The 14,853-nt window shown below is 65.7% G+C and carries 10 protein-coding genes, 1 tRNA gene and 4 pseudogenes; 7 read left to right on the top strand and 8 right to left on the bottom strand.

The annotated features are described in order from the left end of the window. Positions 1-155: 155 nt before the first annotated feature. Together QP181_RS17660 and QP181_RS17655 are read left to right on the top strand one after the other, a co-directional pair. Positions 156-1,592, top strand: coding sequence for a DEAD/DEAH box helicase (locus QP181_RS17660; protein WP_333929330.1), 1,437 nt, complete (start codon positions 156-158; stop codon positions 1,590-1,592). Positions 1,593-1,649: 57 nt separating this feature from the next. After that, entirely contained in the window at positions 1,650-1,916 is a 267-nt protein-coding gene (locus tag QP181_RS17655; RefSeq protein ID WP_132896051.1) for a hypothetical protein, read from the top strand. Positions 1,917-1,991: 75 nt separating this feature from the next. On the opposite strand, the gene QP181_RS17650 is transcribed toward QP181_RS17655, so the two are convergent. The 5 genes and pseudogenes from QP181_RS17650 to QP181_RS17630 form a co-directional block, all read right to left on the bottom strand. Next, on the bottom strand, positions 1,992-2,666 hold the full coding sequence (locus tag QP181_RS17650) for a nitroreductase (protein ID WP_333929329.1): 675 nt from the start codon (positions 2,664-2,666) through the stop codon (positions 1,992-1,994). A gap of 100 nt (positions 2,667-2,766) precedes the next feature. Further along, positions 2,767-4,062, bottom strand: a complete 1,296-nt coding sequence (gene hslU, locus QP181_RS17645) for an ATP-dependent protease ATPase subunit HslU (RefSeq protein WP_132896049.1) — start codon at positions 4,060-4,062, stop codon at positions 2,767-2,769. 117 nt (positions 4,063-4,179) lie between these two features. Next, on the bottom strand, positions 4,180-4,722 hold the full coding sequence (gene hslV, locus QP181_RS17640; RefSeq protein ID WP_056053053.1) for an ATP-dependent protease subunit HslV: 543 nt from the start codon (positions 4,720-4,722) through the stop codon (positions 4,180-4,182). A gap of 122 nt (positions 4,723-4,844) precedes the next feature. After that, positions 4,845-5,078 (bottom strand): annotated as a pseudogene (locus QP181_RS17635) (3TM-type holin); the annotation flags it as partial. An 89-nt stretch (positions 5,079-5,167) separates the two neighbouring features. Then, positions 5,168-5,703 (bottom strand): annotated as a pseudogene (locus tag QP181_RS17630) (glycoside hydrolase family 108 protein). Between the two features lie 506 nt (positions 5,704-6,209). Between QP181_RS17630 and QP181_RS17625 the strand changes: the two are divergent. Next, positions 6,210-8,490, top strand: a pseudogene (locus QP181_RS17625) (NADP-dependent malic enzyme). Positions 8,491-8,695: 205 nt separating this feature from the next. Here the strand turns inward: QP181_RS17625 and QP181_RS17620 are convergent. Further along, positions 8,696-8,772 (bottom strand) — tRNA-Pro (locus QP181_RS17620). Between the two features lie 349 nt (positions 8,773-9,121). On the opposite strand from QP181_RS17620, the gene yajC reads away from it, so the two are divergent. The 4 genes and pseudogenes from yajC to QP181_RS17600 all read left to right on the top strand — a co-directional run bounded on the left by yajC (position 9,122) and on the right by QP181_RS17600 (position 12,334). Continuing rightward, the gene (gene yajC / locus QP181_RS17615) at positions 9,122-9,367 is read left to right on the top strand and encodes a preprotein translocase subunit YajC (protein WP_333929328.1); all 246 of its coding nucleotides are present in this window, start codon (positions 9,122-9,124) and stop codon (positions 9,365-9,367) included. Beyond that, a pseudogene (secD, locus tag QP181_RS17610) lies at positions 9,367-10,972 on the top strand (protein translocase subunit SecD). The gene yajC and the pseudogene secD overlap by 1 nt, the downstream one beginning before the upstream one ends. 14 nt (positions 10,973-10,986) lie before the next feature. After that, complete coding sequence (gene secF / locus QP181_RS17605; protein WP_060526421.1) at positions 10,987-11,952, top strand: protein translocase subunit SecF; 966 nt, start codon at positions 10,987-10,989, stop codon at positions 11,950-11,952. Positions 11,953-11,959: 7 nt separating this feature from the next. Next, entirely contained in the window at positions 11,960-12,334 is a 375-nt protein-coding gene (locus QP181_RS17600) for an Mth938-like domain-containing protein (RefSeq protein WP_132737390.1), read from the top strand. A 140-nt stretch (positions 12,335-12,474) separates the two neighbouring features. Here the strand turns inward: QP181_RS17600 and QP181_RS17595 are convergent, their stop codons facing one another. Together QP181_RS17595 and QP181_RS17590 are read right to left on the bottom strand one after the other, a co-directional pair. After that, a complete protein-coding gene (locus tag QP181_RS17595) occupies positions 12,475-13,644 on the bottom strand; it encodes a glycosyltransferase (RefSeq protein WP_333929327.1) in 1,170 nt (389 codons plus the stop codon). A gap of 309 nt (positions 13,645-13,953) precedes the next feature. Further along, positions 13,954-14,778: a class I mannose-6-phosphate isomerase gene (locus tag QP181_RS17590; protein ID WP_333923985.1), complete on the bottom strand. Its 825-nt coding sequence runs from the start codon at positions 14,776-14,778 to the stop codon at positions 13,954-13,956. Positions 14,779-14,853 lie beyond the last annotated feature (75 nt).

The raw sequence follows: 14,853 nt of genomic DNA, 5'->3' as shown, positions 1-14,853 counted from the left end.
GAGGCGTAATGCAGCGTGATTGGACCTTAGGGTCTTAGCTCCGCCTCGGTCGTTTCCAACGGGCTTCCCTTTTCACGCGGGGTGTCAAAACACCACCGCCCCTCGCGCGTCCTCGTGTGGATTCGCGAGCCCGGCATCTATTTGAGAGACTCTACATGTCATTTGCAAACCTCGGCCTTGCCGAGCCGCTCGTCCGTGCGCTCGAAGCCAAGGGCTATACCGAGCCGACGCCGATCCAGGCACAGTCGATCCCGATCCTGCTCGAAGGCGGCGATCTGCTCGGCATCGCGCAGACCGGCACCGGCAAGACCGCGGCGTTCGTGCTGCCGTCGATCCAGCGCCTGACCGAAAACCAGAAGCGCGTCCTGCCGACGCATTGCCGCATGCTGGTGCTTGCACCTACCCGTGAGCTGGCGAGCCAGATTGCAGACAGCGCGCGCGCCTATGGCCAGTTCAGCAAGATGTCGGTGACGACCGTGTTCGGCGGCACCAGCATCAACAAGAACCGCCAGGACATGAGCCGCGGCGTCGACATCCTCGTCGCCACGCCGGGCCGTCTGATCGACCTGATCGAGCAGGGCTTCGTGAACCTGTCGATGATCGAGATCCTCGTGCTCGACGAAGCCGACCAGATGATGGACCTCGGCTTCATCCACGCGCTCAAGAAAATCGTCCGCATGCTGCCGAAGAAGCGCCAGACGCTGTTCTTCTCGGCGACGATGCCGGTCGCGATCCGTGAGCTGGCCAGCCAGTTCCTGCTCGACCCGAAGACGGTCTCGGTGAAGCCGGCTGCGACGACGGCCGAGCGCGTTGATCAGTATGTCACGTTCTGCAACCAGTCGGAAAAGCAGGCGCTGCTGACGATCACGCTGGCCGATCCGGCGATCGACCGGGCGCTCGTGTTCACGCGCACCAAGCATGGCGCCGATCGCGTCGTGAAGCTGCTCGCGGGCAACGGCATCGCGTCGAACGCGATCCACGGCAACAAGAGCCAGGGCCAGCGCGAGCGGGCACTCGGCGAGTTCAAGCAGGGCAAGGTCAAGGTCCTGATCGCGACCGACATCGCCGCACGCGGCATCGACGTCTCGGGCGTCAGCCACGTCATCAACTTCGAGCTGCCGAACGTCGCCGAGCAGTATGTCCACCGCATCGGCCGTACCGCGCGTGCGGGCGCGAGCGGCATCGCCGTCGCGTTCTGCGCCGATGACGAGAAGGCGTACCTGCGCGACATCGAGCGGATCACCCGCCAGAAGGTCCAGATCCGGTCGCTGCCGGACGATTTCGTGAACCTGTCGAACCAGATCAAGCAGACGCGCGTCAAGACGATGGGTGCCGATCCCGAAGTCCGGATCGACCGTCCGCGCGATCCGGCACGGCCGCGTGCGACGCATTCGCCGCGGGCGACCGGTACGACCGGTCGTAACTATGCGGGTGCTAGCCGTGGCGGCCAGGGTGGCGGCGGCGGCCAAGGCGGCGGCGGTCGTCCCCAGGGCGGTGGTCGTCCAGGCGGTCAGGGCGGTGGTCGTCCGGCTGGCGGCGGCGGTGGCGGCCGTGGTCCTGCGCGCGGTGCAGGGCCGAGCTCGGCACGCTAAAGGAGCATTCGTTCGCCTCGCGGGTTTGGTATAGACCAGCCCGCGAGGAGAATGCTCATGGACGTTTCCACGACACCGGTTGCCGAACGCGTCGCACGCGTGTTGGCGGGACAGCGGATCAGCGCGAACGCCGGCGGCGATGCAGAGTCGGCGTCACGGCTGATCGATGCGGCGTGGGCGGATTACCTGCCCGATGCGCTGGCGGTGCTGAAGACTCTCCGGGAGCCCGACAAGGCGATGGCCGCGGCGGGTGATCCGGCGGTCTGGGAAGCGATGATCCTCGCGGGGATCAAAGGCGCCAAGCCGGTGACGGTGGTTCTCTAGTCCCGTCATTCTGACGAACGTCAGGATCCCGGGTAACTAAGGGCGGTCTCTTGTGGCTCTGGAACCTGACTTTCGTCACGATGACGGCTTGATCGTCGTCAGCCATTCCGCTGCATCTGCGCGCTCGGTGCGCAGCGCGTTGGCCGGGGCAGTCTTGTCCTCATAGCCAATCGCCATCCCGCAGAAGAGCATGCGGTCCTCGGGCATGTCCAGGAACCTCCCGACCGTCTCCGGATACATCGCCCAGCATTCCTGCGGGCAGGTGGCGAGGCCGGCTTCTACCGCGAGCAGCATCAGATTCTGCAGGTACATGCCGAGGTCCGACCATTGCGGCGGGCCCATTCGCCTGTCGACCGTGCAGAAATACGCGGCGGGTGCACCGAAGAACTCGAAGTTTCGGGCGAACCATTTTTGCCGCGCGGGCTTGTCATCGCGAGGGATGCCGAGGTGCGCGTACATCGCTTCACCGACGGCGTAGCGGCGGTCGCGGTAGGGGGCGGCGAGGTCTCGCGGGTAGATGTCGTAGGCTGGGGTTTCAGTCACGCCGGTGGCGATCTTGTCCGCCATGATTGTTTTCAGGCGGACCATCGTGTCGCCTTGGACGATGGCGATATGCCAGGGCTGGAGGTTACCGCCGGTTGCTGCTCGGGACGCTTTTATCGCTAGGTCGTGGAGGAGTGCGGGATCGACGGGGGTGTCGAGGAAGCCTCGGACGGAGCAGCGAGCGGCTATGGCTTCGGTTACGTCCATGGTTTCTCCTCTCCAATTTTGTTCTCCTGCGAACGCAGGAGTCCAGGGTTGCGAGCGTTTCGCCATGTTACCCTGGATTCCTGCGTTCGCAGGAAAGCAATTAGAGCACGAAGCGGCTCAGATCCGTGTTGCGGGCGATTTCCTTCAGCTGGCTGTCGACGTACGCGCCGTCGATGACGAGGTTCGAGCCGCCGCGGTCTTCAGCGTTGTAGCTCACCTCCTCGAGCAGCTTTTCCATCACCGTCTGCAAACGCCTGGCGCCGATGTTCTCGATCTCCGAGTTCACCTCGGCGGCGATGCGCGCGATCGCGGCGATGCCGTCTTCGGTGAATTCGATGCCGACGCCTTCGGTGGCGATCAGCGCCTTGTACTGCAACGGCAGCGACGCCTTCGTGTCCGACAGGATCGCGACGAAATCGGCCTCGGTCAGGCCCTTCAGTTCGACGCGGATCGGCAGGCGGCCCTGCAATTCCGGAAGCAGGTCGCTCGGCTTGGCGACGTGGAATGCGCCCGACGCGATGAAGAGGATATGGTCGGTCTTCATCGGGCCGTATTTGGTCGCGACCGTGGTGCCTTCGATTAAGGGCAACAGGTCGCGCTGGACGCCTTCGCGGCTGATCGAGCCGCCGCGGCCGTCGGAGACCGCGATCTTGTCGATCTCGTCGAGGAAGACGATGCCGTTGGCTTCCGCATCGGCCAGCGCCGCGCGGCTGACCTCGTCCTGGTCGAGACGCTTGTCGGCCTCTTCCTCGACGAGCTTGTCCCAGGCCGCGTGGACGGTGAGCTTGCGCCGCTTCAACTGCTGGCCACCGCCGAACGACTTCATCATCTCGCCGAGATTGATCATCTGCGGCGCGCCGCCGGGGATGTCGAACGGCATGGCCGGGGCCTGCTCGATCTCGATCTCGACCTCGGCATTGTTGAGATGGCCGTCGAGGAAGCGCTGCTTGAAGCTCTCGCGCGTCGCCTCGCTCGCGTTCTTGCCGGTGAGCGCGTCAAGCAGGCGGGACATTGCGGCCTCCTCGGCCTTGTCCTTGACGGCAACGCGGCGGCGTTCCTTTTCGAGGCGGATGGCTTCCTCGACGAGGTCACGGGCGATCTGTTCGACGTCGCGGCCGACATAGCCGACCTCGGTGAACTTGGTCGCCTCGACCTTCACGAACGGCGCGTCGGCGAGTTTCGCCAGACGGCGGCTGATCTCGGTCTTGCCGCAGCCGGTCGGCCCGATCATCAGGATGTTCTTCGGCGTGACCTCGTCGCGGAGGTCTTCGCTGAGCTGCTGGCGGCGCCAGCGGTTGCGCATCGCGACGGCGACCGCGCGTTTCGCGGCGGCCTGGCCGATGATATGGGCGTCGAGCGCGGCTACGATTGCCTTCGGGGTGAGCTGGTCGTTCATGGCTTCCAATTCGTCATCCCAGCGAAAGCTGGGATCTCGTGCCGCGAGGGCACGCTCTGAAACAGGGAGACCCCAGCGTGCGCTGGGGTGACGGGATTTAGGCGGCGCGTTTTCGCATCAGGTCGTGCTGTCCATCGTTTCGACCGTGAGGCGGTCGTTGGTGTAGACGCAGAGTTCGGACGCGATGTGCATCGCCTTGCGGCACAGCACCTCCGCGTCGGTCTCGTATTCTACCAGCGCTCGGGCGGCGGCGAGCGCGTAGTTGCCGCCGGAGCCGATCGCGGCGACGCCGTTCTCGGGTTCGAGGACATCGCCGTTGCCGGTGAGGATCAGCGTCACGTCCTTGTCGGCGACGATCATCATCGCTTCGAGGTTGCGGAGGAACTTGTCGGTGCGCCAGTCCTTGGCGAGCTCGACCGCGGCGCGGAGGAGCTGGCCCTGGTGCGCTTCGAGTTTGCGTTCGAGACGTTCGAACAGCGTGAAGGCGTCGGCGGTGGCGCCGGCAAACCCCCCGATGACGCTGCCGTCGCCGAGGCGGCGCACCTTGCGCGCGTTGGGTTTCATGACGGTCTGGCCCATCGAGACCTGGCCGTCGCCGATCACGACGACCTTGCCGCCGCGGCGGACCGAGAGGATCGTGGTGCCGTGCCATGTCGGCATGGCGTGGGGGTCGTTGCTCATAGCCGCGATGTAGGGTTTGGTTTTGGGGGTGCAACGGTGGGGCCGCTACGGCAGGACCACTTATCACGCGCCCTCCCCGTCATCCTGACGAAAGCGGGAGGTCAGCGCCCCTTCCCCCATTCCCGGGCCACCGTGTAACCGAGATAGCCAGTGCCGAAGAGCGCGTAGAGCGGTTCGGGGATTGCGTTCAGGTAGGCGGACATCCCTGCCGCGATCGCTTGCGCCATCTGCGGGCGGACGGCGGCGATCAGGCCTGCGGGGATTGCACCGAGCAGCAAAGTGTACATCACGTAGAGGAACGTCGGGCGAGCGCGGGTGATCCAGGGATCTGGTGCGGGATCAAGGGGTTGCGGGGTCATCGGCTGCCTCCGGCAAAAGTAAAGTATAGGAAGTGCAGACGCTGGGAGCGTTTCGCCGACGCGTCTCAGGTGCGGTTCGCGAGCCAGCCGTAGAGGAAGGCTTCGTTGGCGGGACGGGTCTCGGCGAGCGCGACGTAGCGTTCGCCCTGGAGCGCCTCGATCGCTTTCAGAAGCACGGTTTCGCCACCGGGTTTGCGGTGGGCGAGGAACGCGTCGAGCGCGGTGAGAGTCGCGGGGCCGATGCGGCCGTCCAGGATCATGTCGGGGTAGTCGGTGGCCTCTCGGTTGAGCGCGTTGAGCGCGCGTTGTAGGAAGGTGGCGGCGACTGCGGGGCCCATGTTGACGCCTGTGTCGAAGAGTTCTTCGGCGATTTTGGGGGCTCGGGGGCGACCTGGTCGAAGGCTGGGCGGGTCCAGTAGAGGCGGCGGTAGATGTCTTCGGCCTGTGCGCGGGGGAAATTGCGCATGTCTCCGGGGTAGCCGTTGGTGCGGGCTACTTGTTGCGTGATGCCGTATCTGGTGGGGCCGCCTCGGTCTGCGGGGTGGTTGGCGTAGCCGCCTTCGCGGTCGATGACGGCGTCGATTAGGTGGTCGATGGTCATGATGTGGGTCCCGCCCTGTTTGGGGGTACAGCGAACCATATTGGTTCGCTGTAGGACAGGGATTCTGTGGAGGTCAGGATCTTCGATCCTTCCCCGCCAGGGGGGTGGCCGGCGCTTGCCGGTCGGAGGGGGAGGTCGGCGACAACCTGTGTTCCGTGCCCTCCCCTCCGTCACCTTCGGTGCCACCTCCCCCTGCCGGGGGAGGATCGTTAGGTCGCATCCTGGATCGCACCTCCCCGGCGGAGGCCGGGGCCCAATTGGGGGACGGTGATAACGGAGTGCGGCGCTTCGTTAGATCCGACGTTCCAATTGGGCCCCGGCCTTCGCCGGGGTGGTACCGTTGCTGGATTAGTATTGCATCAAGTCCCGCCCACCCCAAACCGACGCTACGTCCGTGCGGGGTTGGCGGATTGGTGCCCCTAAGGCTATGCGCTCCCTTGAACATTCGCCGCGGGCCTTGCCCGCGCCCACCCGGTCGCCGCCGCGGCCGACAGGTTAGGAAGACCATGGAAGACGATTTCCGCAAAGCCGCGCTCGATTATCACCGCTATCCCAAGCCGGGCAAACTCTCGGTCGAGGCGACCAAGCGGATGGCGACGCAGCGCGATCTTGCGCTCGCGTACTCCCCGGGCGTCGCTGCTGCGTGCGAGGAAATCGCCGCCGATCCCGACAAGGCGCGCGATTATACGGCTCGCGGAAATCTCGTCGCTGTGATCACCAACGGCACCGCGGTGCTCGGGCTCGGCGCGATCGGTGCGCTGGCGTCGAAGCCGGTGATGGAGGGCAAGGCGGTGCTCTTCAAGAAATTCGCCGGGATCGACTGTTTCGACATCGAGATCGACCAGCTCGATCCGCAGGCGTTCATCGAAGCGGTCCGCGTGCTCGAGCCGACGTTCGGCGGGATCAATCTCGAGGACATCAAGGCGCCGGAATGCTTCGAGATCGAGACGAAGCTGCGCGAGGTCATGAACATCCCGGTGTTCCACGACGACCAGCACGGCACCGCGATCGTGTGTGCCGCCGCGGTCCGCAACGTGCTCGAACTGCGCGGCAAGCGGCTCGACCAGATGAAGCTGGTGACGTCGGGCGCCGGCGCGGCGGCGCTCGCGACGGTCGACTTGCTGGTGTCGATGGGGCTTAACCCCGAGAACGTGACGCTGACCGATATCGCCGGCGTGGTGCATGCCGATCGCGGCGACGTGATGCCGCCGAACATGGCGCGGTATGCGCGCAAGACGAATGCGCGGACCCTGCCGGACGTGCTGGAGGGGGCGGACATCTTCCTCGGCCTGTCGGCGCCGCGCGTGCTGAAGCAGGAATGGCTGCACCTGCTCGCGCCCGATCCGTTGATCCTGGCGCTGGCGAACCCCGAGCCCGAGATCCAGCCGGCGCTGGTGCATGCGACCCGGCCCGATGCGATCATCGCGACCGGCCGCTCGGATTTTCCGAACCAGGTCAACAACGTGCTCTGCTTCCCGTTCATCTTCCGCGGGGCGCTCGACGTCGGCGCGACCGAGATCAACGAGGCGATGAAGGTGGCGGCGGTCGACGCGATCGCGGCCCTCGCTCGCGCGACCGCTTCGGATGTGGTGGTCACCGCATACGGCGGCGCGACGCCGGTGTTCGGGCCGACCTACATCATCCCAAAGCCGTTCGATCCGCGGCTGATCCTGCATGTTGCGCCGGCGGTGGCAAAGGCGGCGATGGATTCGGGCGTGGCGACGCGGCCGATCGAGGATTTCGACGCGTATCTGCTCGATCTCGAAGTGTTCGTGTATCGCTCGGGCCAGCTGATGCGGCCAATCTTCGCGCGCGCCAAGCAGGCCGGGCGCTCGATCGCGTATGGCGAAGGCGAGGACCCGCGGACGTTGCGCGCGGTACAGACGGTGATCGACGAGGGCATCGGGCGACCAGTGCTGATCGGGCGGCGCGAGGTGATCGCCGAGAAGATCGAATCGAGCGGTCTGCGCATGACGATCGGCACGGACGTCGAGGTGCTTGATCCGGCTACTGATCGCGAAGTCTTCGAGCCGCTGCTGGCGGGCTATAGCGCGCTGGTAGGCCGCCGCGGCACGCCGCCGGACAGCGCCGAGCGCGCGCTGCGGACGCGACCCAGCGTCGCCGCGGCGATGCTGCTGCGCGAGGGCCGCGTCGATGCGGCGCTGTGTGGCGGGATTGGCGATTGGTGGACTCAGATGACGTATGTCATGCCGCTGATCCCGCGGATGCCGGGCGTGTCGCGGCTGTACGCGATGTCGGCGGTGATCCTGCGGACCGGCAGCCTGTTCTTCTGCGATACGCACGTGACGGTCGATCCGACCGCCGAGCAGATCGCCGAGATGACGATGCTCGCGGCCGAAGCGGTACGCGCGTTCGCGATCGAGCCGAAGGCGGCGTTGCTGTCGCATTCGAGCTTCGGTGCGTCGCGGTCGCCGTCTGCGCAGAAGATGCGTGCAGGGCATGCGTTGCTGAAGGAGATGGCGCCGGAATTCGAGTTCGACGGCGAGATGCACGGCGATGCCGCGCTGTCGGAGGCACTGCGGCGGCGGCTGGTCGACGATAGCCCGTTGACCGGCTCGGCGAACCTGCTGGTGATGCCGAACATCGATGCGGCGAACATCGCGGTGTCGTTGTTGTCGGCATCGACCGAATCGGCGCCGCTGGGGCCGATGCTGCTGGGGCTGGCGAAGCCGTTGCAGATGATGGTGCCGAGCGTGACCGCGCGGGATCGTGAATTTGAGCGCGATCGCGGTGGGTCATGCGGCAACGGTGAGCGAGACGGCGTAAGGTCGCCGGACGGGCCGGCGTCAGGGTCGGCCCCATTCCAGTTCAGTCACCCCCGCGCAGGCGGGGATCTATAAGGGCTGGCGTTACTGGTGACACGCAACGTTCGAGTTTATGGGTCCCCGCCTCCGCGGGGATGACGACGAATGTATCGGAATACGCTCGCACAAGAACTGCACGAGTCCGCCACAACATCGATGTAAGAAAATGGTCGGAGCGACAGGATTCGAACCTGCGACCCCCACACCCCCAGTGTGGTGCGCTACCAGGCTGCGCTACGCTCCGACCGAACGGGCCGCAAAACGACCCGAGGGGGCGCACTACGCGGGGTCCGCGCCTGATGCAAGCCCGAACACCGCAGCTATGTCGGCAGCCGTGTCAGATGCGCCCGGTCGCACGGCGCCCACGTCTCATCCTGTGGCGATCTGTTGCGCGCGGTTCCAAGCGATGATAGCGGGCGGACCAATGCGGGCGCGACGCGCGACGTCCGGCCCGACCCATCCTTGCGCCTTCTACGGCCCAGCCAGATACGGACCTTCATGTTCATCTCACCAGCTTTTGCCCAGGCCGCAGACGGCGCCACGACGGCGGGGGCGGGATCGCCTCGTTCCTGAGCCTCGCGCCGCTCTTCCTCGTGTTCGTCGTGTTCTATTTCCTGATGATACGCCCGCAGCAAAAGCGCATGAAGGCGCTGCAGGCGTCGGTCGCCGCGGTGAAGAAGAACGATAGCGTCGTGACCTCGGGCGGGATTCTCGGCAAGGTGACCAAGGTCGAGGATAATGTCGTCGAGGTCGAGATCGCGCCGAATGTCCGCGTGCGCGTCGTCAAGGCGACGCTGACCGACATCACCAGCCCGAACACGAAGCCGGCGAACGACTGATGCTCGATTTCCCGCGCTGGAAAATCGGATCGATCATCGGGCTGCTGGCGGCATTGTGCCTGCTGGCGATCCCGAGCTTCCTCCCCGAGAGCACCACGAGCCAATGGGGGCGGATCCCGCATCCGCACATCAACCTCGGGCTCGATCTCGCCGGTGGCAGCTATCTGCTGCTCGAGGCGGATACCGCCGACCTCGCCGCGACGCGGATCGAGGCGATGCGCGACAGCGTCGCGGGGACGATGCGCAACGGCACGCCGCGGATCGAGATCGGCGACATTTCTACGCGTGGTGGCCAGCTGAGCTTCCTGCTGCGTGATCCGAGCCAGGTCGATGCGGCGCGCGAGCGCCTGCTGGCGATCACCGGCGGTGGCGCCGGGATGAGCGGCCAGCGCGAGTGGGACATCACCGTCGTCGACACGAGCCGGTTCGTGCTCAAGCCGACCGAGGCAGGCCTGACCCAGGCGGTCGATACGGCGATGAAGGACGCGACCGAAGTCGTCCGCCGCCGCATCGACGAACTCGGCACCAAGGAGCCGACGATCGTTCGCCAGGGCGCGACCCGGATCGTCGTCCAGGTGCCGGGGCTGAAGAACCCACAGGCGCTGAAGGACCTGCTCGGCAAGACCGCCAAGCTCGAATTCAAGCTGGTCGACGAAACCGCGAACCCGGCCGATCTGGTCAAGGGTATCGCGCCGATCGGCAGCCAGGTTCTCCCCTATCCGGGCAATCCGCGCGGCGTGCCGTTCATCGCGGTCAAGCGCTCGGTGATCATCTCGGGCGACCAGCTCGCCGATGCGCGCCAGGAGTTTGAGCCGCAGACCAACGCGCCGCAGGTGGCGATCACGTTCGATGCTGTCGGCGGCCGTCGCTTCGCCAAGGTCACGACCGAGAACACCGGCAAGCCGTTCGCGATCATCCTCGACAATTCGGTGATCTCCGCACCCAATATCAACGAGCCGATCCTTGGTGGTCGCGCGTCGATCTCGGGCAATTTCACCGTCGAATCGGCGAACTCGCTGGCGATTTCGCTGCGCTCGGGCAAGCTGCCGGTCGCGCTGAAGACGATCGCAGAGAGCACCGTCAGCCCCGATCTCGGCAAGGATCTCGATCCGCGCCGGCGTGCTCGCCTCGATCATCGCGGCGCTCGCGGTGATCGTGTTCATGTTCGTCACCTATGGCCGCTTCGGCGTCTATGCGAACCTCGCGGTGGTCATCAACATCCTGGTGATCGTCGCGGTCATGGCGATGCTGAACGCGACGCTGACGCTGCCGGGGATCGCCGGCTTCGTGCTGACGATCGGGACCGCGGTGGATGCCAACGTGTTGATCAACGAGCGTATCCGCGAGGAGCGGAGACGCGGGCGCAGCGTGATCCAGTCGGTCGAACTCGGCTACAAGGAAGCATCGCGGACGATCTTCGAGGCCAACGTGACCCACGCCATCACCGGCGTGATCATGCTGCTGCTCGGCTCGGGTCCGGTGAAGGGCTTCGCGGTCGTGCTGCTGATCGGGATCTGCACGTCGGTGTTCACCGCCGTCACGTTCACGCGGATGATGGTCGCGCTGTGGCTGCGGAAGAACCGCCCCACCACGATCAATATTTGAGGCGGGAGATAACCATGCGCCTGCTGAAACTCGTTCCCGACAACACGAACCTGAAGTTCGTCTCGCTCCGCAAATGGGCGTTCGGGCTGACCCTGCTGCTGTCGTTGCTGGCGATCGGACTCGTCGTCACGAAGGGCCTCAACATGGGCGTCGACTTCGTCGGCGGCGTCCTGATCGAAGAGAAGTTTGCGACCACGCCGTCGATCGACGCGGTCCGTACCGAAGTCGACCGGCTCGGCGTCGGCGAAGCCTCGATCCAGTCGTTCAGCGATCCCAAGACGCTGTCGATCCGCCTGCCCGTGCCCGCCGGCGACGAAGGCGCGACCAACCGCCTCGTCAAGAAGGTGTCGGACGACCTCGCGGTGAAGTTCCCCGGCGCGACCTTCTCGAAGTACGACACGATCTCGGGCAAGGTCTCGGACGAACTGATCAGCAAGGGTCTGCTTGCGGTCGGCCTCGCGATTCTCGGTATCGCGCTGTTCGCGGTGGTGCGGTTCGAGTGGCAGTTCGGCGTGTCGACCGTCGTCGCGATCGTCCACGATCTGTTGATGACGCTGGGCTTCTTTGCGCTGACGCAGTTCGAGTTCGACCTCAACATCGTCGCGGCGGTGCTGACGATCATCTCGTACTCGATCAACGACAAGATCGTGATCGATGACCGCATCCGCGAGAACATGCGGCGCTATCGGAAGATGGACATGCGCGAGATCATCGACCTGTCGGTGAACGAGACGCTGCCGCGTACCGTGATGACGTCGGTGACGATCCTGCTCGCGCTGGTCGCGATGCTGGTGCTGGGCGGCCACGTGCTGCGCGGGTTCACTGCGGCGATGATCCTGGGTATCGTCGTCGGGACGTATTCGTCGATCTACGTGTCGTCGTCGCTGCTGATAACGCTGGGTCTGCGCGCCGATCCTGCGCCGCGCAAGGGCGGCGTGCAGGACGGTGCCGAGCGGGTTGGTCCCAAGGTCGAGCGTTGATCGCGTCATGAGGATGGACCGCGAGAAGACCGATGGGCCGATGATCTCGGCGATCGGTCGGGCCGGGTTCAAGGTCGACGACGGCTATTATACCGCGTTGTCGATCAGTCCCGAGCGCGCGGATGGCTGGGAGCCGCCGACGTTCGAGGCGCTTGCAGAGTCGGACGTCGCGGCGCTTCTCGCACTCGATCCGCCGCCTGAGTTCCTGTTGCTCGGCACCGGCTCCGCGCTGCGTCAGCCCCCGCTCGCGTTCAAGCGCGCGGTCGAGGCGCGGGGGTTCGGGATCGAGGCTATGGATAGCCGTGCTGCTGCTCGGGCTTGGGCGGTGTTGCGCGGTGAGGGTCGCTGGATCGTCGCGGCGCTGTACCCGCTCGAGGGGTAATCCAGAATTACAATCCTCCCCCACCAGGGGGAGGTGTCGCCGTAGGTGACGGAGGGGGCGGACACGGAACGGCCGTTTCCCCTTTCCTCCCCTCCGTCTGGCGAGGGCCAGCCACCTCTCCCTTTGCGGGAGAAGATCGTTTAACGGCGTTCTGCGGCTAGCGTCGCAAGGTGATCGTAGAGCGCGGCGGTATTGGCCTCCCAGGTGAACGCCGCCGCGGCCTTGCGCGTTGCTTCGGGCGCCGGCGGGTCTGCGAGGAGCGTGTCGATCGCGGCGGCAAACGCCAGCCCGTCGCGGATCGTGACCCGACCGGCATCGGCGGATTTTACCACCTCATGCGCGCCGCCGGCATCGGTGATGACGATCGGGGTGCCGCAGGCGAGCGACTCGACCCAGGCGTTGGCGAGTCCTTCCGAACTGGAGGCAAGCGCGCTGACGTCGGCGGCGGCAATCAGCTTGGGCAATTCGGCGTGCGGAACGGCGCCAAGCAGTCGAACGCGGTCGGCAATGCCGTAGCGCGCGATCCGGGCATCGAGTGCGGCGCGTTCGGGGCCCTCGCCCGCGATCAGCAACGTGACTCCGGGGAGCGCCGACACCGCATCGATGACGATGTCGTGCCCCTTGCGCGGGATCAACGCGCCGACCGACACGACGAGCGGCCCCGCGATGCCGAGCGCGGTCTTGCCGGCGGTCCGGTCGAGCGGACGGAATCGGTCCTGATCGACACCGGTGTGGTGGACACGGATACGCTCGGCGGGGAGGCCCATCGCGACCATGTCGGCCTTCATCGCTGCGCTGACCGCGAGCATCCCGGCGGCGTCCCTACCGGCGCTGCGAACGCGCGATGCAGTGGCGGGCGCGGTGCCCCAATGGTGGATATCGGCACCGCGCGCCTTGATCGAAACGGGAACGCCGTAGCGCTTGCCAAGCGCCACCGCAGCGGGTCCGTCCGGGAAGAAGAACGACGCGTCGATCACGTCGAACGCAAAATCCTCGCGGATCGCGTCGAGCACCGGAGCAAGTGCGCGGACGAGTTCGGCGGGGTGGCGGCGCCCCTTGAGCAGCGGGCGCACCGCAAAGCGCGGACGATGGACGTCGATGCCTTTCCATCGTTCGCGCGCCGGCAGCGTTGCCAGCCTGGCATAATGACCGATGCGTTTCAGTATGCCGGGGAGGCCGATCGGTGCGACCGCTTTCAGGCTGACGTCGGGATGCGCGGCGAGCCCTAAAGTCTGACGCTCAACGAACACGCCGAAATTCGGGCGCGTGGCGTCGGGAAACAGCGTCGAGAGGGTAAGGATGCGGAGCATGTCGCCGAGAGTTTAGGTCGACGGGGGTTAACGGGGGTGAGGCGATATGCCGACCTTCTCCGTCACCTTCGGTAACACGCTCCACCCCGGCGGAGGCCGGGGACCAATTGGAGGACGGGACTGACTGACCGCAGTCCATCCTTATTTCCACCTTTCCAATTGGGCCCCGGCCTTCGCCGGGGTGGTCGCAGTCTTGGATGTGGTGCGCTTCATCGCCTTGTTTCCCCGCGAAGGCGGGGACCCAGACTGGGCTCCCGCCTTCGCGGGAGAACAAGGCAGCGGAGGATACCGCAGACCAAGAGGCGGCGCTTAAATCCGCTTCGCCAAAGGATAGGCGAATAGCACGTCGGCATCCGCGCTCGTCGAGACTGTCTCGCTCCCCGTCATCGTCGCGCATTCGCCGGCCTTGAATGCCACACCCGCGACATCGCCCGAGCCGGTGATCGGGATCACCCAGCCGGTCGTACCCTCGGGCAAATTGACGACATGGTCGCCGCCCTTCCAGCGCTCGAGCACGAACTTCGGCCCCTCGACCATGATCGTCCGGCCGGTTTCGACCTCGATCGGCGGTGCCACGGGGACGTACGGGGTCGGATCGGCGACATCGATGCCGTCCTTCAAATGCAACTCGCGATCGCTGCCATAATCATAAAGACGATATGTGGTCTCGGAATTCTGCTGGACCTCGATCACGGTCAGCCCGCCGCCGATCGCGTGGATCGTGTCCGACGCGCAATACATGAAGTCGCCCGGCTTGACCGGCTTCCAGTCGAGCTTGTCCTCGATCGTGCCGTCGATCGCCGACTGGCGCAGCGCGTCCTTCGAGATCGGCTGCTTCGTACCAACCGCGATGGTCGAGGTCGGCTCGGCGGCGAGAATCGTCCAGCACTCGTCCTTGCCACGCGGCAGCCCGCGATCATGCGCCTGTTCGTCGTTGGGATGGACCTGAACGGACAGCTTTTCGCTGGTAAACAGATACTTGATCAGCAGATCGGGCGTGGTGTTGCCGGGCTCTTGGAACCAGACTTCGCCGATCGGCGGCGAACCTGCGGCCGGATCCTCGAAACCGGGCCAGAGCGTGTCGCGACCCCAGGGCTTCTCGACGCGGTGGGTGTGCAACAATGTGGCCGGCATGACATGATCCTCGACGTGAATGGCGCTTCGAATGGCGAGCACCAACGCACGACTATTGCCGTGCGATCCGGCTCC

Origin of the sequence: Sphingomonas sp. LR55, from assembly GCF_036856015.1 — a bacterium.
Classification (GTDB): Bacteria; Pseudomonadota; Alphaproteobacteria; order Sphingomonadales; family Sphingomonadaceae; genus Sphingomonas.
The sequence above is the reverse complement of the archived record's forward strand: the minus strand, read 5'-3'. Positions and strand labels throughout refer to the sequence as shown.